Genomic DNA, 20,076 nt, shown 5'->3' with positions numbered 1-20,076 from the left:
GGCCCGGACCCGCGGAACAAGGGCGAGGGGAGGCGGCCTCGGACCGTCGGCGCGGCCTCAGACCGTCGGCGCGGCCCCGGTCAGCAGGCGGCCCATCGCGGCGAGCACCGAGGGCTCGACCCGGTAGTACACCCAGGTGCCGCGCCGCTCGGAGGTGAGCAGACCGGCCTCCTTGAGCTTCTTCAGGTGGTGGGAGACGGTCGGCTGCGAGACGCCCACGTCGGAGATGTCGCACACGCACGCCTCGCCGCCCTCGTGGGAGGCCACCGCGGAGAACAGCCGCAGGCGCACGGGATCGCCGAGGGCCTTGAACATCCGCGCGGCCGTCTCGGCCTCCTCCGCGGTGAACGGGCGCTCGGCGAGCGGCGGGCAGCAGGGCACCACGCCCTCGCCGGGAGCGGGCTCAAGCAACGGCAGCACCTCGGTGTTCGACATGCGTCTATGTTGACACACGTCGAATCAACGGGCCACAGACCGCGCGCTCACCGACGACCGACTGCCCGTCGTGGTCGTCGGCGGCCGGACCCGTCGGCCTGACCGCCGCCGCCCACACGTCGCACGCGACCTGGAACCCCTGGTCCTGGAGGCCGGTCCGCCGCGGGCAGCGCCGCGGGAGTGGGCGCACGTCCGGCTGTCGTCCCCCTGGGGCGAGGTCGTCGACCCGGCCGCCGAGAAGCTGCTCTCCCCGACCGGCTGGGTCCCCCCGCAGCCGTTCACCGTGCACGTCCGGTCCGCCGACGGCCGTGAGGCGCACCGCCCGTGCCGTCATCGACGCCTCCGTCCGACGACGGCGGAGGCTGCTGCGGGCCCCCACCACACTCCGGAATCGGCGCCGCCCCGAGCACCGCGTCCGGCGGCTGCTGCACACCACGGCCGCCCGCCGGGATAGGATCCGGCCATTTGTGCGAGGGCGTGGGCCCTCGCGGGGGAGGGAACCTACGTGGGCAGACACGCCCCGGGACGGGGCGGACCGGCCGCCGCCGTCACCTCGTTGGCGGTCCTCGTGGCCGCGTCCGCCGTCGCCCTGACGACGGGCGGCGGCTCCGCGCAAGCGACCGACGGCGACACCACCGCGATCACCCTGGTCGACCCGAGCACCACCACACCGCGCACCGACCGCCCGTACGTGGCCGGGGACAGCGGCTTCCTGCACCGGCAGACCGGCCGGACGGGGATGCTGTGGACGGACTACGCGACGGGCCGGACCGTCACCGTCGAGAGGGCCGACGGCAGCGTCTACGTGCCCGTCTCGACCTGCTCCCTCACCGCCGAGTGCCGGCCCGCGTGGTTCGGGTCGGACAGCGACGTGGTCGCGCTCGGGCCGGCCTCGATGACGTCCGTGTCGACCGTCACCCTCTGGGACCCGGCCACCCGCACCACCCGGAGCCTGAGCTGGAACGGCTCCACCACCGACGGCTACTACCGGGGCATGGCCGGGGACACGGTCGTCACCGGCCGCGCCCTGATCGACGTCGTCGACGGCACCAAGCGGGTGCGCAAGGTGACCGGCGAGCCGACGAACCTCCAGGACAAGGAGGTCGTGGCCGCGGACTCCGAGGGCGTGCTGTGGACACGCGGCGGCGCCGTCGACTACATCGACGTCGAGTCGGCCGTGAACGCCCACGCGTTCACCGACACGACCGCCGCCGATCACCATGTGATGAGCGAGGACCACGTCGGCTGGTACGACCAGGACACCGCCGTACTGCACCTGAAGTCGCGCGCCGACCTCTCCGCCGCCGAGCGGGTCGTCACGCTGCCCTCCCACCCGGGCGCACTCGACGGCGCCCCGGTCCTGGTCGGCCACTGGCTGCTGCTGCCGCTGGCCTCCGACGCGCTCGGCTCCCGGCTGGTCGCCGTCGACGTGGACGACCCCTCGGTACAGCAGACCGTGCTGGCGAGCGCCGGCGCGTACACGCTGGCGGCCCGCGACCGGAGCGCGCTGGTCTCCGGCGGCACCGACGCCAACGACTGGTGGGTGCGGCGGGTGAGCCAGACCGGCGACGGCTCCCTGGAGGTGACGAAGGTCCGGCAGGCCCCCGCGCTGGAGAACACCAAGACGGGCATCGCGCTCAGCCGCGGCAGCCTGCGCGTCGTCGAGGACGACCCGGCCGCCGTCGCGGACACCACGTCCGTGCGCACCCTCACCACCGACAACTCGGCCACGCTGACGGCGTCCGAGGCCACGGCCAGCGGCCCGGTCCGCTCCGCCCTCTGCCCCTACGAGGGCGTCACCTGCTCGGCGCTGTGGGGGAACCTCGACGCCCGCGACGTGTACCTCGACTCGAACGGCGGCACCGACGAGGGCGAGGCCCTCGGCGACGACCGGCTGGTGGAGATCGGCGGCCACTACCTGGACTTCGGCGGGCAGGGCGGCCGGATCGTCGACGTCTCCGACGACTACGCCGTGTTCGACTCCGGCGGCGCCACCCCGCAGCAGTACGTCGGCGAGTTCGGCCAGGGCCAGAAGCTGAAGCGGTCCGTGCGCGCCGCGGCCCTGAACGGCTCCACCCTCTGGAGCGCCACCACCACCGCGGGCAGGCTCACCTCGTACAGCATCCCGTTGGAGAAGTCGCTCACCACGGTGACCGTGCCGGGCCTGGCCTGCGTGCCGAGCGAACTCCAGGCGGCGGGACGCTGGGTGTACTGGGCCTGCGGGACGGAATCGGCGGGTGTGTACGACACCGGGGCCGGGACATCGAAGGCGGTGACGCCGGGCGATGTGCTCCTCGGCGACGGCTTCACCGTCCGCCACGACCACGGCGCCGGGACGCTGGTCCTCACCGAGGCGGCCACCGGCACCACCCGCACCATCGCCTCGGACCTGGCCGACCAGCACCTGAGCGCGGACCGCCGCTACCGGTGGACGGTCGACGAGTACACGGGGCTGGTCGCCTGGTTCGACGACTACGAGCGCACCCACGTCACCACCACGGGCATCGCCCCGTCCCCGGTGACGGCCTTCGAGACGTCGGCCGGCAGCTATGTCGGCCCCGGGATGCCCTTCGAGGGCCAGTGGGTGCTGTCCCGTCCGGTCACCTCCTGGTCGCTCACCTTCACCTCGGTGCAGAGCGGCGCGAACGGCACGGCCACCCGCACCCTGACCGGCGGCGCGACCCCGGGCCGGGTGACGGCCACCTGGGACGGCAGGACCGCGAGCGGGGCCCACTTCCCCAACGGCCACTTCACCTGGACCCTGCGGGCGACCGGCCTCGGCACGGCCGCGGCGGTCACGGTGAACGCCGGCGAGGGCTTCCTCCAGCGCGGGGCCGCCGTGCGCCGCGACTTCGTCAGCCCCGAGGGCCCCGACGGCCGCGGCGACCTGCTCACTCTCAACTCCTCGGGCGGGCTGACCTTCCACAGCGGCACCGGCACGGGCAGGCTCGGTGACAAGTACACGGGCACCGGCTGGCCGACGACCGTCAAGGCCGTCCCCTTCGGCGACCTGAGCGGCGACCGCTGCAACGACGTCCTCGTGCGCTACAGCAGCGGCGCGCTGCGGCTGTACAAGCCGGGCTGCGGGGCGGCGGTCAAGCCATCGACGTCGTACACGACCCTCGCGACCAGCGGTTGGACGCAGTACGACGTCCTGACGTCGCCCGGCGACGCGAGCGGCGACGGCCGTCCGGACCTGATCGCGAGGAACTCCTCCACCGGAGCCGTCTACCTCATGAAGGGCACCAGTGACGGCAAGCTCGCCTCCCGCGTGAAGCTCTACGACAACTGGAAGGGCTACAAGAAGATCGTCGGCGCCGGCGACCTCACCGGCGACGGCAGGGCGGACCTCCTGGCCCAGGACGCGTCGAACGACCTGTACCGCTACGACGGCAAGGGCGACGGCACGTTCGCGGCCCGAGTCAAGGTGCTGTCGAACTGGGGCGGCTCGTACAACGCGATCGTCGGTGTCGGCGACCTCACGGACGACGGCCGCCCGGACCTGGTCGCCCGCGACACCAGCGGCGACCTGTGGCGCAACAGCGGCGACGGCAAGGGCTCGTTCGGACCCCGGACCCGGATCGCCACCGGCTGGAGCGGCTACAAGTCCCTCTCCTAGGCGGAGCGGGCGGACGACGGCCGGGGCCGGCGGTGACGGAGCGTTCTCCGTCCACCGCCGGCCCCGGCCGTTCGTCCCTCTTTCGGGAGACATGGCCCACAGGCACTGAAGAACACGTCCTTCACGGGGTATCCGTACGCGTGCAGGCGATGACGGTGACCAACTGTTGTCGTTTGACAATAATAGCCGTGAGACAACAAAGTAACCGTGTCGATGGGCACGGGGAAGGACATGGGATGCTCCGGTGGACGGAGACCGCTCCGTGCGCGGGTCGCCGTCGCGGTCGGACGACGGTGCCGCCGACGCCGCTCGGGACCGCTCAGGCGGTCCGGCTGCCGGAGTCCGGGGCCTCGTCGTGGATCTGCGTGGCAGCGGTGGCGCAGAAGGACTCCAGCCCCTCCAGCAGGGCGGTCCGCTTGGCTGCGGGCATGTCCGCCAGCACCTTCCGCAGCTCCCGCTCCCTGCGGGTGCGCAGGTCGGCGAGGAAGGCGCGGCCCCGGCTGCTGAGGTGCAGCCGCACCTCTCGCCTGTCCTCCGCGCTCACCACCCGCTCGATGAACCCCGCCGCGTGCAGCCGGTCGCACAGCCGGCTCGTGGACGGCGGCGTCGAGGCCAGCGTCTCCGCCAGGGTGCGCAGGTTGATGCCGTCCTGGTGCTCGAGTATGTGCAGGACACGCAGCTGGGACGCTGAGGTGGGCGCGGTGGAGGCACGGCCCCACACGACTTCCAGCAGCTCGACGGCCGTCGTGGTCACACGCGCGACCTCGTCAGGCTCTGGGCGGCGGCGGAAGGCAGTCACGGTCACACTCTCGCAGGCGCTGGGCTGACTGTCAGCGTACTAGGGACCTCGGCGCGCACACGGCGTGGATGCCCCGAGCGCCCGGCACGACCCGTCCGGACCCGGCCGCACAGCGCAGGCACGCATCCCGCGGAGAAAGATTGGTGTATCGCCCGTCATGAAGAGATTCCTGGCCGCCGAGCGCGCGCTGCGCACCGCGGCTCCCCACGCGTTGCTCGACGCCACGCGTTCCGTACTGGCCGAGCAGTACGGGGCGGAGGAGATCGAGCTGTTCATGGCCGACTACAGCCTGACCGTGCTCCAGCCCGTGTCGGTCCTGCCGCACACCCTGGAGCCGGTGCCGGTGCACAACGCCACGGTCGGCCGGGCCTTCGGTTCGCAGAAGCCGTACCACGAGGAGCGGCCCGGCGGGCGGACGCGCCTCCACCTGCCGGTCAGCGTGCGCGGCGACCGGCTCGGCGTCCTGTCCGTCACCCTGCCCGACACCGCCGCGCGGGAATGGGAGTCCGAACTCGCCGAGATCGCCGACGTCCTCGGACACGAGGTGCTCGTCGCCGAACGGGACACCGACCTCTATCTCCAGACGCGCCGCAAGGACCGGCTCACCCTGGCCGCCGAGATGCAGTGGCAGCTGCTGCCCGGCCGCTCCTGCTCCCGCCCCGAGTACGACCTGGGCGCCCAGCTGGAGCCCGCCTACGCCATCTTCGGCGACAACTTCGACTGGTCCGCCACCGCCGACCGGCTGACGCTGTACGTCACCAACGGCATGGGCGAGGGCATAGAGGCGTCGCTGCTGACGAACCTGGCCATCAACGCCCTGCGCAACGCCCGGCGGGCCGGCATCTCCATCGCCGACCAGGCCGCCCTGGCCGACCAGGCCGTCTACGCCCACTACCGGGGCCGCTGCTACCTGTCCGTCCTGATGTTCGACTTCGACCTGGTCACGGGCCACGCGAGCGTCGTGGACGCGGGCTCGCCCCAGCTGCTGCGGCTGCGCAACGGCACGGTGGAGCGCGTCTCGTTCGACGCGCAGCTGCCCCTCGGCATGTTCGAGGAGACCGACTACGTGGCCCAGGACTTCCACGTCGAGCCCGGCGACCGGCTCGTCTTCGTCAGCGACGGCGTCCACGGGGTGGCCTCGCCGAAGGGGGAGGCGTACGGGGACACGGCCCTCGCGCGGGCCATCCACTCCACGCGGCTGCTGCCCGCGGCCGAGGTGCCGCGCGCGATCCTGCGGGAGCTGACCGGCTACCGCGGCGAGGCCATGGCGGACGACGACGCGCTCGTCGTCTGCCTGGACTGGCGCGGGAGGCCTCCGACCGAGGCCGAATGACCGACGGGCGGAGCGGAACAGGGCGGGACAGGGCGGGCCGTGGGAACAACCTCCCTGGGGCACACATGCGTTGTCCGGCCCTCGGACCCCGCGCTACTGTTGCTATGCGGCAATAATTGCCTGATGGCTTGCCTTCCGGTCGGCCGCGGGGCTCGCGGCAGGGAGAAACGCACGTGACGGAGAGCGAAACGACCGCCGCGGTGACGCGGGGGCCGAGCCGGTTCCCGACGGCGGACGCGACGGCCGACGCGACGGTACGCCGGACTCCTGACGTGGGGACGCTCGCACCGGGGGTGGACGCGGGGGCGCCTGTGGCGGAGGGCGACGTGCGGGTGCCCGCGGCGGAGGACGCGGGGACGGCGACCGGGGCCGGGGCTGGGGCCGAGGTCGGCGCCACTGCCGTCTGCGGCTGCGACCGGGGCTGCGGCTGCGGCCGGGAAACGGTCACACTGCCACGCCGGCGGCTGCCGGAGACCGCGCATGCCCTCGCCCCCTCCCACGCCGTCGTCGGAGCGAGCCCGCGGTGACCGGCTCCCCCGCCGGATCCACCGCCGTCCCGTCGGCGGTCCTGCCCGTCCGCCGGGAAGGGGGCACGTGATGCATGCCCCGAACGACTCGACCACGCGTCTGCCCATCGCCTCGGACGCCGATCTGGCCTGGGTGCGCCAACAGGTGCGCCACTCCGCCGCCGAGGTGGGATTCGGGCTGGTCCAGCAGACGAAGCTGGTGACGGCGGCCAGCGAACTCGCCCGGAACACGCTCGTCCACGGGGGCGGGGGTCACGCCGAGATCACCACGCTGGACGACCGCGGTCGACGCGGGCTGCGGCTGTCCTTCGTCGACACCGGTCAGGGCATCCGCGACATCGACCTGGCCATGAGCGACGGGTACACCACCGGCGGCGGACTGGGCATGGGCCTCGGCGGCGCCAGACGCCTCGTCGAGGACTTCACGGTGGACAGCCACCCCGACACCGGCACGACGGTCACGGTGACCGAGTGGCTCCCGGAGGTACCGGCGCCGCGGTCGGGGTCGGCGTAAGCGGAGGGCGGTGCTGGAAAAGCCGGAGCGGCCCGAAGGGTCAGGCGGTCGGCACGCCAGGTGCGACGCGGTCAACTCCGGGGGCCATCGGTGTCCGGGCCCACGGCGTACGAGCCGCAGCCGTGGCCGTCGGCTCCACCCCCACCCACGCCGTCAGGTCCACCCGTACCTGGGCCCACACCGTCCGGGCCAGGTCCGCCCGGCCCGCCCCCGCCGGGGCCGACCCCCTTCGCATCCACGCCCCCGAGTCCACCCCCTCCTGGGCCGATGCCCTCCGGGGCGCGCCTCTCCCCACCCGCGCCGTCCGAGCCGGCCCCGATCAGGCCCCCGTTGCCCGCGGTGTCCTCCCGGGCCGTGAGGAACGCTCGCATTCCTCGGCCCAGAGCTTCCCGTTCCGTGGGGTGCATGGCCGCCAGGACCGTGGCCAGGGCTTGGGAGCGGTTCGACGCCACCTCTTCCAGGACCTGGCGGCCATGTCCCGTGAGGTTCAGCTGGACCTCGCGCCGCCGGTGCGGATGCAACCCGCGCTCCACGAGGCCCGCCGCCTCAAGGCGGTCGCAGAGACGGCTGGCGGTCGGCAGCCCTATCTCCATCCCCTCGGCGAGAGCGGTGAGGTTGAGCCCCGGTCCTGACTCCAGGATCCGCAGCGCCCGCAACTGATGGGGCGACAGACGCAGACTCGCCCCCTGACCCGCGGTGGCCCACAGATGCGCCAGGCTGTCCACGGCATCGGCGATCCGCAGCGCGAGGGGCAGAGCATCGCCCGCTCCCCTCGCCCCGTCGTCCCCGAAGCCGCTGAGACGAGTCACGAACCCATCGCTTTCAGCAATCGCCTGACCATACGGATACCACCCTCATGAGAACGCGGTACCCGAACAGCCGCCGGGCAAGCCAGCGGATCCGGGGCGGAGCGACAGCCGCACAGGGCGAGGAGGGCGAGCCGTACGGGGCTCGGCGGGCGTGCCGTACGGGGCAAGGAGACCGAGCCGCACCGACTTTGCGGCCGGCCGGCACAGAGGCAGGCGACTCGGCGTGCCACGGGGCGCACGTGGCAGCCCGGCACAAGTCGCCGAAGCCGCCCCACGGCACCGCCCGCCTCAGTCGCCGCCCCCACCACCGCCGTCGCCACCGCCGTCCCCTCCGCCGCCGTCGCCGCCGTCCGAGCCCCAGCCGTCTCCGCCTCCGGACTCGTTGTCGTCGCCGCCCGTACCGAGGTTGCTGAACCACGGGCGGTCCCAGTCCACGTCCAGGGCGAGGGGCTCACGGTCGTCCGCCGGGCGCCGGGTCGGCCGGAACCGGGCGAGACCCGTCGTGTCCCCGAGTCCGAAGGCGACGGCGAACGCCTGCGCCATCACGGCGTCCAGCGGGTCCCGGCTCTCGTAGCGCACCGGGGACAGCGGCAGCAGTACCGTGTCCGGCGCCGGCACGGGTCGGCGCGGAGGGCGCGACAGCAGGGCGACGCGCCGCCCGTCGCACAGCAGCCACGAGCTCATCGCGTCCTCGCGCCGCAGCTCCCACCGCCGCCCGGCCAGCCGCACCGTCACCGAACTCCTCGACTTGCGCAGCTTCTTCTCCAGCGCGGGCGCGGCCGTGACATCACCGACCGTCAGCCGCAGGCCCTTCGACGCGTCGGCCCCGTCGGGCCGGTAACCGTACGGGGCGCGGATCCGTACGACGGGAGCGTGCGGCCCCCGGACGTCCACCCGCACCAGGCGCCGGTCCACGGCGACGAGGACGGGTCCGGCGGGCCCCGGCGCGACCCGCCGGGCGATCCACAGCGGTACGCCCTCGGCCCGCGCCCGCTCCCCCAGGGCGGCCACCTGACCGGGCCCACCGCACCGACGCAGCGCCAACTCCCCCAGCGCTCGGGCGAACTCGGCGGCCTGCCGCACGCGCACGGGCGCGGTGGTGCCGGTGACGCGGGTCACCGGGACGACGCCCGGCCCCTCCGCGAGCCGCGCCAGTGGGCGTTCGCTGCCGCCGCCCCCGAGCCAGTACCCACGGTGGTACGCCTCCGCCATGGCACCGAGGTTCAGCTCGGTCAGCGGTGTGGCCCTGCCTCCCCTCCGCAGCAGGTCCTCGGTCAACTCCACGGTCCGCGCCAGCGGATTCCACGACCGCTCGCTGTACAGAACCTCGCTCACGCATCCCCCGTACTGATTCGTTCGGCCGGCACGGCCAGCCTCACACATCGGGGCGAGCACCACGTCACAGTCCGGTCCGGACGACGTCACGAGAGCCCGCCCCGCCCCGGGGGACCGCCGGACCCCATCGCCCGGCGGCCCCGGTGGCTCGGGGTGAGTACGGCGGCGCGGCGGAGAGGCCGAAGGGGCCCGCCGGGGCGCCCGGCCACGCGGCGGCGCGGCGGCGCGGCGGCGCGGCGGCCCGGCGGCGGAGGGCCGAACTGGGCCGCCGGGCGGGCCCCGATGAGGTCCGACACCGTCTGATGCGGTGCTGTCCGGTCCCGTGCCGTCCGATCCGGTGCCGGTGCGGTCCGGTGCGGTCCGGGGTGGTCGGACCGACCGAACCGACCGGACCGACGGACCTCAACAGGCCTGCCCCTCTCCCGCGTCAGCCGGCCTGGGACGGCGTCTCCTTGATGCCGTCGACGATGGCGCGCTTCACGATGGCGCTGGTGGTGACGACCGTGCCGGGCTTGATGAGACCGTCATCCCCGCTCGTCCCCTTCACCTGGACCGTGCGGTCGCCGAGGAAGACGTGGGTCTTCTTGTCGAAGATCCACTCCTCGCGCTGCCCGCTGGTCTCGTCGAGGCGGGCCACCGCCACGCCGTGCCGCCCCGCCGCGTCCACCGCGTCGTCGACCACGACGACCCCGGGGATCTTCGCGGCGGTCTTGAACAGGGCCGGGTACAGCTCCCCCGGCGGGTAGCTCTGGCGGAGCAGATCACCGATGGTGGTGAACGCCTGCTGGTCGGGGGTGTTGCCCTGCCCCTCGGTCTCCTTGTAGATCTTGGCCAGCAGCTTGTCGGGGTCCGTGGTCAGCTTCGCCAGGTAGTCGTACGACGGGCTGTTCAGGTTCGCCTGCGGCGTGTTGCCCTGCTCGTCGGGGAGGCTCAGGGTCTCGCCCTCGGGGCTGTCGTTCACGGCGGGGTCGATCAGCCAGCCCTTGGTGCCGTCGGGGGACTTCCACACCTGGCGGGTGTGCAGCGCGTGGCTGGCCAGGCTGCTCTTGCCGTCGACGGTCCGCACGAAGGTCTCGGCGACCTTGGACTCGATGTAGACGTACTGGCCGGGTCCGGCCACCGGGTGCTTGCCGTCCGCCGCCGCCAGCGCGATCTCGTCGAGCAGCTGCGGCACGCCCTCGGCGCTCGCCACGCCGACGGTCGTGGTGAGGGCCGGTCCGGTGGCGAGGCCTCCCTGCCGGGCCTCGCCGCCGGAGGTCACCACGACGGCGCCGATCGCCACGGCCACCGTGGCGGCCAGCGCGGGCAGGGCGATCGCCGGACGCGGGAGCCTGAACCGGCGGGTCCTCGCCGGGGCCGTCCCCTGCGCCCCTCTGTCGTCGCCCGTGTGCTCGGACTGCCGCGTCTCGTGAATCTGGGCCATCATGCGCTCCTTGTGGAACTGGTGACGGCCCGGCGGCAGGTCGCGCGTCGTCCGGTCGAAGAGCTGGGCGCCCTCTTCCCACGTGGCGGCGTTCTGCCGGGACGTGTTCGCGTTCATCGGTTTCCTTCCTGTGCGGGCCGGATCGCGTTTGCGTGATCGCCTCTTGTCTGTCGGCCCGGCCGGCCGCCTTCCCGTTTCACGAGACTTTCTCGAAGATTTCCCGCGAGCGCCGCCCGTGCTCGGGCACCGCCCAACTGGCTCGCGTCGATTGCCTGTTGCTGTCCCCCCTCGCTCGCCTCGGCGAGCTTGCGCAGCTTTCTGCGGGCCCTGGAGAGGCGGGAGGCGACCGTGCCGACGGGGATGCCGAGTGCCTCCGCCGCGGCCTCGTAGTCCAGGCCCTCCCCCAGGCAGAGCGCGATGACCTCCCGCTCGGGGCGGCGCAGCTTCGCGAGGGCGGTGAGCGCCGTCGCGAGGCGCTGACGGCCGTCGAGCCGGTCGGCCACCTCCTCGGCGTGGTCGGGGACGGAGAGTTCGGCCGCTGCCGCGGCCTGGGCCGCCGCCCGGTAACGTCGGTTGCTCCGGTACTGGTTGCGCGCGGTGTTGGTGGCGATGCCCAGCAGCCAGGGCCGCAGCGAACCGCCCTCCTCGTCCACCTTGTCGCGCAGCCGCCACGCCTCCATGAACGTCGCGGCCATCACGTCCTCGGCCGTGGACCAGTCGGCGGTCAGCCGGAAGGCATGGTTGTAGACCGCGCGGGCGTAGGCGTCGAAGAGCTCGGCGAACGCGCTCGGATCCCCGGCCCGTACCCGGGTACGCATATGAGTGCTCACCTCAAGGAGCTGTCCGGCACCCCACACCGACTTCCCGTGACCCGCGTCACACTCGACCGTCCGGTGTCCGCGGCCCTCGACCGCGCCCGGCGTCCGTCCGACTCCGCCGCGTCTCGCGCCTCTCGGTCTCCGACCGGCGTCCGTCGGACTCGACGCCGCGCGCGCAGCATCGCACAGGGGTGGAACGCCCGCTGCCGGGGCGGGCGCACCGGTGGCACCTTCGGGCCGCGTCACCCGACGACGCGGCCCGAAGGAAGGGGACTTCGGGTCAGGGGCGGTAGGCGGCGCGGTTGTGGTACGTGACCTTGCCGACGGACAGCTTGGTCGGGGCGAACAGCTGGTCGACGGTGACGAAGTGGAAGCCGCGCGCCTTGAGGGCCGCGATGATGCCCGGGACGGCGTCGACCGTCGTCCGGTGGATGTCGTGCATGAGGACGATGTCGCCGGGCCGGGTCTCCGCGTTGACGGTCCTGATCAGCCGGGCGGTGTCGCGGTACTTCCAGTCGAGGGTGTCGACGCTCCAGTGCACCAGCGGCCGGGCGGCGGCGCTGCGGACGGTCGCGTTGTGGGCGCCGTAGGGCGCGCGGACGGTGGTGGGCTTCTTGCCGGTGGCCTGCTTGATCGCCGCGTCGGCGCGGGAGAACTGCGACCTGACCTTCGCGGCGCTCAGCTTCGTCAGATTCGCGTGGTCCCAGCTGTGGTTGCCTATCTGGTGGCCGGCGAGCGAGGCGTTGCGCACCGTCGCCGGGTACTTCTGGGCGTTCCTGCCGACGACGTAGAAGGTGGCTCTGACGTCCCGCTCCTTCAGTATGTTCAGCAGGCGCCGGGTGTCGGTCACGGGGCCGTCGTCGAAGGTGAGCGCGACGCACTTCACCTTGCGGCAGTCGACGTCCTGAGGGGCGGCGGAGGCGGTCGTGGCGGTGCCGGCCAGCGTGGTGCCGCATACGGCGGCGGTGAGGGCAGAGGTGACGAGGCGTCGGTGCATCGGGTCCTCCAAGGGCAGCGAGTTGCCCTTTAGGACCAGCCCGACGGGGGCCTGGATGTACGAGTGTGCGATTACGGCTGAATGTGGTGTGTGCCGGGCCAAAGAGGGCGCGGTTTCCGGCCATCGGCGCTGTCACACTGTCACAGACCTGTTCGAGGACGGCCCTCGCTCGGTACGCGGGGGCGGAAACATGTCCGCCATGGGGCACCATCGCCGGAACGTTCCGACTCTCGGGGGGCTTCCGATGGTTCACGCAGTTCGCGCACGCCGCACCACCGCCGTACTCGCCGCGCTCTCGCTGGGGGTCCTTGCCCTGACCGCGTGCAAGGGGGACGCCGAGCAGGACGCGGCCGCCCCGAGCGCGACGGCGAGCCCGTCCGCGCCGGGCAAGGACAAGGGCAAGGAGGCGGGCAAGGACACCGGCGGGGACAAGGACGCCGACAAGCCCGCCACGGACGCCCCCGGCGGCAGCGGGGGCTCCTCCGGGAGCGGCGGCACCTCCGGGGCGTCGGGGCCCGCCACGGACGACCAGGACGGCGGTGTCGGCATGTGCGAGACGACCGACCTGAGCTACAAGGTCACGGTCGCCTCCAAGCCGGTCAACCACGCGCTGCTGACCGCCACGAACAACAGCGGCGATCCCTGTCTGCTGCCGGCCGGCGAACTGGTCATCACGATCCCGGGGCTCGACGGCGCCGCCGAGCACATGGGCCCCGCGGGCGAGGACTGGATCCTGAACGCCGGCGAGAAGGCGTACGCCGGGATCCTGTTCTCCCGCGCCGACACGCCGGGCGGCAAGAGCGCCGACAAGGTGGAGATCGCCCTCACCGCCGCGGAGAGCCCCACCACCGTCCCGATCGACGGCGGCCCCGTCACGGTCAACGACAGCCAGGTGACCAGCTTCTACGGCACAGCCGAGGACGCCCTGACGTACTGACCCCGCCGCCCGCCGCCTGACGATGACAGCGGCGGGCCAGGGGAGTGGGCGGACGGGGTTGTGGGGGTCTCCGTCGGGTGAGGGGCTCGGAGGTACCGTGGATGTACTGGCCAGGGGGGCGGTAGTGGAGGGCGGTGGCGCCCATGCGTATCCGGGACGGCCGCGTCGATGACGTCGACAGCACCCCCGAGGTCCGGTGGGCCCCGCACATGGGTGCCGGGTTCGCCGAGGTGCGGGTCGCCGCGGCGGACCCCGCCACGGCCCAGCGGGTCGCCCGCGTCCTGCGCCGGGTGTTCCCCTGCGACGAGCCCCGCAGCTACCCCACGGGCGCCGACGGGGGCGGCACGCTGCTCCATCTGACCGTCGACACCCGCCTCACCACCGGCTCCGCGCACGAGGCGGCACCGTGGCTGTACAGCAGCCGCTCCCAGGGCGAGCGCACCCACATCGACGAGCCCTGCTGCACGCGGGCCGCGCGGCCCGCGCCCGGCGGGTAGCCGCCCGGGGCGCTGACTGGCGCGTAGCCGCGTCGGCGGGTGCTGGAACCGGGCGAGTACTCGACCGGCGGGCGGGTGCCGCACGGCGGGTGACTGGTCCGTCCGAGGTGTCGTGCGTCTCGGGTGGTGGCGGAGGGTGACGCGCCGCATCGCGGTGAAAGTCTGTCGTCGCGAGGACACATCTGCGGGGCCGCCGGGGCTAGGGTTGTCGCAGGAGGCAGCCGGTGGAGGATCCCGGTGCCGGATCGCGCGCGGAGCAACGGGTGCCGCGCCGTCGCCCCGGGCCCGCGTCAGGGGCCACTCCCCGCGTCCCCGGAACGAAGGTGCCATGCCCGCTGAGAACGCCCGCGCCGCCGGGAATCTCGACGACGACGACTACCCCGCCTACACCATGGGGCGGGCCGCCGACGTTCTCGGCACCACCCCGGCCTTCCTCCGCGCCCTCGGCGAGGCCGAGCTGATCACCCCGCTCCGTTCGGAGGGCGGTCACCGCCGCTACTCCCGCCGCCAACTGCGCGTCGCCGCCCGCGCCCGCGAACTCGTCGACCAGGGCACCCCCATCGAGGCCGCCTGCCGCATCATCTCCCTGGAGGACCAGCTCGACGCGGCCCTCCGTCACAACCGGGACATGCGCCGGAGGCTGGGCGACCACGACGCGGATACCTAGTCCCGCCGTTACAGAATTACCGGGCACGGCGGGTCGAGAATTCCCGCACGCCGCCGAAAACCCACAGGAGGCCGCGGTCCTGCCTGTGTTAGCGTGATAGCAGTTGCAGTTTTGGTTGCCAGAGATTTGTTTCTTTGCAGAGCTTTCCGGATCTTTCCGGAGGGGTGATCATCGCGGCGACTCGGATCCGTAAAGTGCGGATCCGGCACTGCCCCCCAAGGGAGATTCAATATGGCATCTGGCACCGTGAAGTGGTTCAACGCGGAAAAGGGCTTCGGCTTCATCGAGCAGGACGGCGGCGGCGCTGACGTGTTCGCCCACTACTCGAACATCGCCACCAGCGGCTTCCGCGAGCTTCAGGAAGGCCAGAAGGTTACCTTCGACGTCACGCAGGGCCAGAAGGGCCCCCAGGCCGAGAACATCGTTCCCGCCTGACGCTGACGCTGACGCGAACTGAACGACTGAGGCCCGCACTCTTGGGGTGCGGGCCTTTTCGCATTTTCTTCGGCTCATTCTTGCGAATCCTCGCGCGGCCCCTGCCGTCGGACGGAATTCCTCGATACGCCGCATCGAGGAGGGTTCCTTCATGAACCGCACCCGTCGGGGTCATGGCGGCTCCGGCCGCCTCCGCACGGAGACCGACACCAACCGATCCGCCGGCGGCAGCCGCGGCGGCCGCTTCCGCGCGCAGGACGGGGGCCGGAAGCAGTCCCGCCCCGCCGGCACGCGCAGGAGCGGCGCGGGAGCGCGCTCCGCCGCCCGACCGCAGGAGTTCACCCTGCCGGTCACCCTCACCGAGCCGCTGCCCGCGGTCGACTCCTTCACCGAACTCGACCTGCCGGCACGCCTGCTGACCGCGCTCGGCGCCGAAGGCGTCAGCACGCCGTTCCCGATCCAGGCGGCCACCCTGCCGAACGCGCTGGCCGGCCGGGACGTGCTCGGCCGGGGCCGTACGGGCTCGGGCAAGACACTCGCCTTCGGCCTCGCCGTCCTGGCCCGGCTGAACGGGCGGCGGGCCGAGCCCCGGCAGCCGCTCGCCCTGGTCCTCGTCCCCACCCGGGAACTGGCCCAGCAGGTCACCGACGCGCTCACCCCCTACGCCCGCGCGCTGCGGCTGCGGCTCGCCACCGTCGTGGGCGGCATGTCCATCGGCCGCCAGGCGAGCGCGCTGCGGGGCGGCGCCGAGGTCGTCATCGCCACGCCCGGCCGCCTCAAGGACCTCATAGAACGCGGCGACTGCCAACTCGACCAGGTCACGGTCACCGTCCTCGACGAGGCCGACCAGATGGCCGACATGGGCTTCATGCCGCAGGTCACCGCGCTGCTCGACCAGGTCGACGCCGACGGCCAGCGGCTGCTGTTCTCGGCCACCCTGGACCGCAACATCGACCTCCTGGTACGCCGCTACCTGCACGATCCCGTGGTCCACTCGGTCGACCCGTCCGCGGGCGCCGTCAGCACCATGGAGCACCATCTGCTCCACGTCCAGGACGACGACAAGCACGCCACCGCCACCGAGATCGCCGCGCGCGACGGGCGGGTCATCATGTTCCTGGACACCAAGCGGGCCGCCGACCGGCTGGCCAAGCATCTGCTCTCCGTCGGGGTACGCGCCTCGGCACTGCACGGCGGCAAGTCACAGCCGCAGCGCAACCGGACGCTCGCCGGGTTCAAGGACGGCCAGGTCATGGTGCTGGTGGCCACGAACGTCGCCGCCCGCGGCATCCATGTCGACGACCTCGACCTCGTCGTGAACGTCGACCCGCCGGGCGACCACAAGGACTATCTGCACCGCGGCGGCCGTACCGCACGCGCCGGCGAGTCGGGCACCGTCGTCACCCTCGTCCTGCCGCACCAGCGCCGCGAGATGGACCGGCTGATGGCCGACGCCGGCATCACGCCGAACTCCTCGCGGGTCCGCCCCGGCGAGCCCGAACTGCACCGCATCACCGGAGCCCGCACCCCGTCCGGCGTGCCCGTCACCCTCACCCTCACCGTCCCGGCACCGGCCGCCGCGCCGAGCGGCCGTAAAGGCACGCCCGGCCGCACCCGGCGGAACGGCGGACGCGGCAGAACCGAACGCACGGCGACCAGCCCCGCCACCGGCGGGGGCACCCGCCCCGACACGGGCACCGGGCCCGGCAACGGCGGGGGCAACGGAAGCGGCCGGAGCGGCGGCGGCCGAGACGGAAGCGGCCGCAGCGGGAGCGGCCGAGAAGCGAGCGGTCGGAGCGGCAGCGGCCGCGACGGAACGAGTCGGAGCCGTGGCGGGCGGGGCGCCGGGCGCGGTCGGCGCCCCGCGTCCGGGAGCGACTCGTAGCGGCCCCGCCGGTGTTGCACCCCCTATCCCTGTGGAGGCATCCATGCGCTGTGTCATCGCCCGATTCCCCTTCGACCTGACCAAGAGCGAGGTCGAGCAGTCGTTGAACGGCATCGCCCCCGAACCGGTGGTCGGCGTGGCCGTGACCATCAACAGCCGTGTCTACCCGGTGATGCAGGTCGGGGAAGTGATCACCAGGCAGAACCGGCGCGACTTCACCACCGGTGAGATGCGCCGGGCACTGACCCGGCTCGGCTTCGCCTGCCACGACGCCGCTCCGCCCGCGCCCGCCGCCCCGGCCTGGAGCGCGCTCACGGACGAGAGCGCGACGGGCTGGTGACCCGCCCCGCCGGCCCCGTCGGCGGGTGACGGCCCGCCCGCTGACCGGGCCCACGCGCCGCGCCCCGCGCGACGGAAACCGCTGGCCCCGTGGACGCCGGACGTCCCGTACTCCTGCGGGCGAACAGGGGGAGGGGCCCGTGGAGGTGTTCACGTGCGCGCGGTGCGACGCCGTGCTGCCCCTCGCGGTCGGTGTGGCTCGTGGCCGAGAGGGGCCCGCTCGTCGAGGGCCCGGGCCGTCGTCCGGGCGGGTCTGCCGTGGGGGGTGGGCCGTGGCTTGCGGGGGCGGCCGCGTCGTACGGCTCAGGCCGTCGCCTCGGCCGGGAGTTCCGTCCGCACCGCCGCGTCGAGCCGGACGGTTCGGGTCGGCTGGTGCACCGTCCGGCGGCGGCGGGTCGGCATGCTGCCGATCGTCGGGTGGGCGACGCCCCAGGCCGCGCCCTTGCAGATGATCTCCTTGTAGAGGGCGGCGAGGCGGCCGGTGAGGGCCTTGGGGAGGGTCTGGTCGTCGGCGGTGACGAACTGGATCAGGCCCTCCTTGCGGCCGAGCGAGACGCACTGCTGGAAGTAGCGGAGCGGGATCTTCGGCGGCTCGGCGCCGGTCAGGCGGGCCGCGATGGCCTCGGCGGCCTGCCAGGCGGTGGGGACGCCCGAGGCGCACGACATCCGCAGCGGCTTGTCGCCGGGGCCCATCGCCAGGGCCGCGTCGCCGATGGCGTACACCTCGGGGTGCGACACCGAGCGCATGGTCGCGTCGACGACGATCTGGCCCGTGTCCGACACCTCCAGCGTGGTGGCCTCCGCGATCGGGTGGACGGCGAAGCCGGTCGCCCACACGGTGACCGCGGCCGGGACGGACGCGCCGTCGGTCAGGACGCGGTCGGCCTCGACGGCGGTGACGGCGGCGTGCTCGTGCACCGTGATGCCGAGCCTGCCGAAGACCTTCCGCAGATGGGCCCGGCCCTTGTCGGAGAGCCAGTCGCCGAAGCCGCCGCGGGCCACGAGGGCGACGTCCAGGTCGGGGCGGCTCTCGGCGATCTCGGTCACCGCCTCCAGTCCGGTGAGTCCACCGCCGACGACGACCACGGGCTGTCCGGCGTCCAGCCCGGCCAGACGCTCGCGCAGCCGGAGCGCCCCGGCCCGGCTGGAGAGCTCGTGGGCGTGCTCGGCGGTGCCGGGGACGCCCTGCGGGTTCCAGCCGCTGCCGAGGGCGTAGACGAGGGTGTCGTACTCCAGTTCGCGCGTTCCGGCGCCGTGCGCGTCGACGACGGAGACCGTCCTGCGGTCCGCGTCGACACCGGCGACCTCGCCGAGCTTCAGCTCCACGCCGGTGCCGGCGAAGATCTCGTCGAACGGACGGGGCTTGAGGTCCTGGCCGGCCGCCAGTTGGTGCAGGCGGACGCGTTCGACGAAGTCGGGCTCGGCGTTGACGAGGGTGATGGCGACGTCGTCGCGGTGCAGCCGCTTGGCGAGGCGCCCGGCGGCGATGGCTCCGGTGTAGCCGGCTCCGAGAACGATGATGCGGTGCTGCATGTCCTGCTCCTGTCTGCGCGGTTCCGACGCTCTGCCTTGCTCGGTCACGCCCCTTGAACCGGGCAGCCCGCGGATTCCTGACAGGAAGTGGATGTGAACCAGGTCACACCCCTCTGGCGGTGGAACTCAGAAGGCGTGGAACAGGGGTTCCCCGTGGTCGGTGGCCGCCCAGACCTCCGTCGCGCGTTCCAGCTTGTCGGGGTTGACCTGGCTGCGGAACGCGACGATGCCCTCCGCGTCGATCTCCAGGCAGATGACCCCGACGACCCGGCCGTCGACGACAGCGAGGATCGCGGGGCCGCCGTTGGCCGTCGTGACGTGGATCGCGGCGGAGCCGCCGATGACGGCCCGCTTGGCCGGGGTCGGCTTGAACAAGCCCCGCATGAACTTCGCGACCGCGAGGGCGCCTTCGAACGCCCTGGAGCGGGCCGGGACCTTCCCGCCGCCGTCCCCGACCGCGATGGCGTCCGCGGTGAGCAGCTTCACCAGCGGCTCGGTCCTCCCGCTGGTGGCGGCCGCGAGGAACTCCTCGACGATCCGCCGGGCCGCCGCCTCGTCGATCTCCGTACGCGCCTTGCCCGCCGCGAGGTGCTTCTTCGCGCGGTGGAAGATCTGCTGACTGGCGGCCTCACTGAGGTCGAGGATCTCGGCGATCTCCCGGTGCGGGTAGTCGAACGCCTCTTTCAGCACGTACACCGCCCGCTCGTTGGGGGTGAGGCGCTCCATGAGGGTGAGGACCGCGTACGAGACGGACTCGCGCTGTTCGGCGGTGTCGGCGGGGCCGAGCATCGGGTCCCCGGAGAGCAGCGGCTCGGGCAGCCACTGGCCGACGTAGGTCTCCCGGCGGGCGCGGGCCGAGGTGAGCTGGTTGAGGCACAGGTTGGTGAGCACCTTCGTCAGCCAGGCCTCGGGCACCTCGATCCGCTCGGCGTCGGCCCCCTGCCAGCGCAGGAACGTCTCCTGCACGGCGTCCTCGGCCTCGCTCGCCGAGCCGAGGAGCCGATAGGCGATCGCCTCCAGACGGGGCCTCGCCGCCTCGAACCGGTCCACGTCGTCCGTCGTCAACGCCATGTCCCGGATCCTAGGCGGTGCCCGGCGCCCGGCGCGCGTGACGGACGCCTCAGGGCCCACTCACGCGCGGGAGTGGACCGGACGTCCCGTCAGGGCCGAGGGT

The 20,076-nt window shown here is 73.2% G+C and carries 18 protein-coding genes and 2 pseudogenes; 11 read left to right on the top strand and 9 right to left on the bottom strand.

The features are described 5' to 3' along the window. Positions 1–57: 57 nt before the first annotated feature. Positions 58–435: an ArsR/SmtB family transcription factor gene (locus tag ACZ4Z3_RS22680; RefSeq protein WP_468502691.1), complete on the bottom strand. Its 378-nt coding sequence runs from the start codon at positions 433–435 to the stop codon at positions 58–60. Positions 436–496: 61 nt separating this feature from the next. On the opposite strand from ACZ4Z3_RS22680, the pseudogene ACZ4Z3_RS22675 reads away from it, so the two are divergent. Together ACZ4Z3_RS22675 and ACZ4Z3_RS22670 are read left to right on the top strand one after the other, a co-directional pair. Further along, positions 497–718, top strand: a pseudogene (locus ACZ4Z3_RS22675) (flavoprotein); the annotation flags it as partial. A 222-nt stretch (positions 719–940) separates the two neighbouring features. Beyond that, complete coding sequence (locus ACZ4Z3_RS22670) at positions 941–4,054, top strand: FG-GAP-like repeat-containing protein (protein ID WP_468502690.1); 3,114 nt, start codon at positions 941–943, stop codon at positions 4,052–4,054. Between the two features lie 319 nt (positions 4,055–4,373). On the opposite strand, the gene ACZ4Z3_RS22665 is transcribed toward ACZ4Z3_RS22670, so the two are convergent. Next, positions 4,374–4,808, bottom strand: a complete 435-nt coding sequence (locus ACZ4Z3_RS22665; RefSeq protein ID WP_468502689.1) for a MarR family winged helix-turn-helix transcriptional regulator — start codon at positions 4,806–4,808, stop codon at positions 4,374–4,376. Positions 4,809–5,010: 202 nt separating this feature from the next. Between ACZ4Z3_RS22665 and ACZ4Z3_RS22660 the strand changes: the two genes are divergently transcribed. From ACZ4Z3_RS22660 to ACZ4Z3_RS22650, 3 genes are all read left to right on the top strand, one after another. Then, positions 5,011–6,186: a PP2C family protein-serine/threonine phosphatase gene (locus tag ACZ4Z3_RS22660; RefSeq protein WP_468502688.1), complete on the top strand. Its 1,176-nt coding sequence runs from the start codon at positions 5,011–5,013 to the stop codon at positions 6,184–6,186. 173 nt (positions 6,187–6,359) lie between these two features. Further along, positions 6,360–6,713 carry a hypothetical protein gene (locus ACZ4Z3_RS22655; RefSeq protein ID WP_468502687.1) on the top strand — a complete coding sequence of 118 codons (354 nt, stop codon included), beginning with the start codon at positions 6,360–6,362 and terminating at the stop codon, positions 6,711–6,713. Between the two features lie 70 nt (positions 6,714–6,783). Next, positions 6,784–7,227, top strand: a complete 444-nt coding sequence (locus ACZ4Z3_RS22650; protein ID WP_468502686.1) for an ATP-binding protein — start codon at positions 6,784–6,786, stop codon at positions 7,225–7,227. Positions 7,228–7,562: 335 nt separating this feature from the next. Here ACZ4Z3_RS22650 and ACZ4Z3_RS22645 read toward each other — a convergent pair. The 5 genes and pseudogenes from ACZ4Z3_RS22645 to ACZ4Z3_RS22625 form a co-directional block, all read right to left on the bottom strand. Beyond that, positions 7,563–8,036 (bottom strand): annotated as a pseudogene (locus tag ACZ4Z3_RS22645) (MarR family winged helix-turn-helix transcriptional regulator); the annotation flags it as partial. A 288-nt stretch (positions 8,037–8,324) separates the two neighbouring features. Beyond that, positions 8,325–9,371, bottom strand: coding sequence for a hypothetical protein (locus ACZ4Z3_RS22640; protein WP_468502685.1), 1,047 nt, complete (start codon positions 9,369–9,371; stop codon positions 8,325–8,327). A gap of 427 nt (positions 9,372–9,798) precedes the next feature. Beyond that, positions 9,799–10,911 carry a CU044_5270 family protein gene (locus ACZ4Z3_RS22635; RefSeq protein WP_468502684.1) on the bottom strand — a complete coding sequence of 371 codons (1,113 nt, stop codon included), beginning with the start codon at positions 10,909–10,911 and terminating at the stop codon, positions 9,799–9,801. Continuing rightward, positions 10,908–11,612 carry an RNA polymerase sigma factor gene (locus ACZ4Z3_RS22630; protein ID WP_468502683.1) on the bottom strand — a complete coding sequence of 235 codons (705 nt, stop codon included), beginning with the start codon at positions 11,610–11,612 and terminating at the stop codon, positions 10,908–10,910. The genes ACZ4Z3_RS22635 and ACZ4Z3_RS22630 overlap by 4 nt, the downstream gene beginning before the upstream one ends. A gap of 280 nt (positions 11,613–11,892) precedes the next feature. Continuing rightward, positions 11,893–12,609 (bottom strand): polysaccharide deacetylase family protein, encoded by a 717-nt coding sequence (locus ACZ4Z3_RS22625; RefSeq protein WP_468502682.1) that lies wholly within the window; start codon positions 12,607–12,609, stop codon positions 11,893–11,895. Between the two features lie 244 nt (positions 12,610–12,853). On the opposite strand from ACZ4Z3_RS22625, the gene ACZ4Z3_RS22620 reads away from it, so the two are divergent. From ACZ4Z3_RS22620 to ACZ4Z3_RS22595, 6 genes are all read left to right on the top strand, one after another. Beyond that, positions 12,854–13,546: a DUF4232 domain-containing protein gene (locus tag ACZ4Z3_RS22620; RefSeq protein ID WP_468502681.1), complete on the top strand. Its 693-nt coding sequence runs from the start codon at positions 12,854–12,856 to the stop codon at positions 13,544–13,546. Between the two features lie 143 nt (positions 13,547–13,689). Next, positions 13,690–14,043: a hypothetical protein gene (locus tag ACZ4Z3_RS22615; RefSeq protein WP_468502680.1), complete on the top strand. Its 354-nt coding sequence runs from the start codon at positions 13,690–13,692 to the stop codon at positions 14,041–14,043. A 328-nt stretch (positions 14,044–14,371) separates the two neighbouring features. Then, positions 14,372–14,710, top strand: a complete 339-nt coding sequence (locus ACZ4Z3_RS22610; protein ID WP_468502679.1) for a MerR family transcriptional regulator — start codon at positions 14,372–14,374, stop codon at positions 14,708–14,710. 231 nt (positions 14,711–14,941) lie between these two features. Further along, the gene (locus ACZ4Z3_RS22605) at positions 14,942–15,145 is read left to right on the top strand and encodes a cold-shock protein (protein ID WP_007383480.1); all 204 of its coding nucleotides are present in this window, start codon (positions 14,942–14,944) and stop codon (positions 15,143–15,145) included. Between the two features lie 151 nt (positions 15,146–15,296). After that, positions 15,297–17,030, top strand: a complete 1,734-nt coding sequence (locus ACZ4Z3_RS22600; RefSeq protein ID WP_468502678.1) for a DEAD/DEAH box helicase — start codon at positions 15,297–15,299, stop codon at positions 17,028–17,030. Between the two features lie 43 nt (positions 17,031–17,073). Beyond that, positions 17,074–17,370: an SCO5918 family protein gene (locus tag ACZ4Z3_RS22595; protein ID WP_468502677.1), complete on the top strand. Its 297-nt coding sequence runs from the start codon at positions 17,074–17,076 to the stop codon at positions 17,368–17,370. Positions 17,371–17,672: 302 nt separating this feature from the next. On the opposite strand, the gene ACZ4Z3_RS22590 is transcribed toward ACZ4Z3_RS22595, so the two are convergent. Together ACZ4Z3_RS22590 and ACZ4Z3_RS22585 are read right to left on the bottom strand one after the other, a co-directional pair. Continuing rightward, on the bottom strand, positions 17,673–18,902 hold the full coding sequence (locus ACZ4Z3_RS22590) for an NAD(P)/FAD-dependent oxidoreductase (protein ID WP_468502676.1): 1,230 nt from the start codon (positions 18,900–18,902) through the stop codon (positions 17,673–17,675). Positions 18,903–19,028: 126 nt separating this feature from the next. Further along, positions 19,029–19,973 (bottom strand): RNA polymerase sigma-70 factor, encoded by a 945-nt coding sequence (locus ACZ4Z3_RS22585; RefSeq protein WP_468502675.1) that lies wholly within the window; start codon positions 19,971–19,973, stop codon positions 19,029–19,031. Positions 19,974–20,076 lie beyond the last annotated feature (103 nt).

The organism is Streptomyces sp. NPDC030296 (assembly GCF_055572815.1).
Note: the sequence above shows the minus strand (reverse complement) of the source record. Positions and strands in the feature narration are given on the sequence as shown.

Excerpts from the sequence above, each read along its gene's own strand:
- ACZ4Z3_RS22635 (WP_468502684.1), bottom strand. The coding sequence starts at position 10,911 with ATGAACGCGAACACGTCCCGGCAGAACGCCGCCACGTGGGAAGAGGGC.
- ACZ4Z3_RS22590 (WP_468502676.1), bottom strand. The coding sequence starts at position 18,902 with ATGCAGCACCGCATCATCGTTCTCGGAGCCGGCTACACCGGAGCCATC.
- ACZ4Z3_RS22620 (WP_468502681.1), top strand. The coding sequence starts at position 12,854 with ATGGTTCACGCAGTTCGCGCACGCCGCACCACCGCCGTACTCGCCGCG.
- ACZ4Z3_RS22605 (WP_007383480.1), top strand. The coding sequence starts at position 14,942 with ATGGCATCTGGCACCGTGAAGTGGTTCAACGCGGAAAAGGGCTTCGGC.
- ACZ4Z3_RS22610 (WP_468502679.1), top strand. The coding sequence starts at position 14,372 with ATGCCCGCTGAGAACGCCCGCGCCGCCGGGAATCTCGACGACGACGAC.
- ACZ4Z3_RS22585 (WP_468502675.1), bottom strand. The coding sequence starts at position 19,973 with ATGGCGTTGACGACGGACGACGTGGACCGGTTCGAGGCGGCGAGGCCC.
- ACZ4Z3_RS22630 (WP_468502683.1), bottom strand. The coding sequence starts at position 11,612 with ATGCGTACCCGGGTACGGGCCGGGGATCCGAGCGCGTTCGCCGAGCTC.
- ACZ4Z3_RS22660 (WP_468502688.1), top strand. The coding sequence starts at position 5,011 with ATGAAGAGATTCCTGGCCGCCGAGCGCGCGCTGCGCACCGCGGCTCCC.
- ACZ4Z3_RS22600 (WP_468502678.1), top strand. The coding sequence starts at position 15,297 with ATGAACCGCACCCGTCGGGGTCATGGCGGCTCCGGCCGCCTCCGCACG.
- ACZ4Z3_RS22650 (WP_468502686.1), top strand. The coding sequence starts at position 6,784 with ATGCATGCCCCGAACGACTCGACCACGCGTCTGCCCATCGCCTCGGAC.
- ACZ4Z3_RS22625 (WP_468502682.1), bottom strand. The coding sequence starts at position 12,609 with ATGCACCGACGCCTCGTCACCTCTGCCCTCACCGCCGCCGTATGCGGC.
- ACZ4Z3_RS22680 (WP_468502691.1), bottom strand. The coding sequence starts at position 435 with ATGTCGAACACCGAGGTGCTGCCGTTGCTTGAGCCCGCTCCCGGCGAG.
- ACZ4Z3_RS22615 (WP_468502680.1), top strand. The coding sequence starts at position 13,690 with ATGCGTATCCGGGACGGCCGCGTCGATGACGTCGACAGCACCCCCGAG.
- ACZ4Z3_RS22595 (WP_468502677.1), top strand. The coding sequence starts at position 17,074 with ATGCGCTGTGTCATCGCCCGATTCCCCTTCGACCTGACCAAGAGCGAG.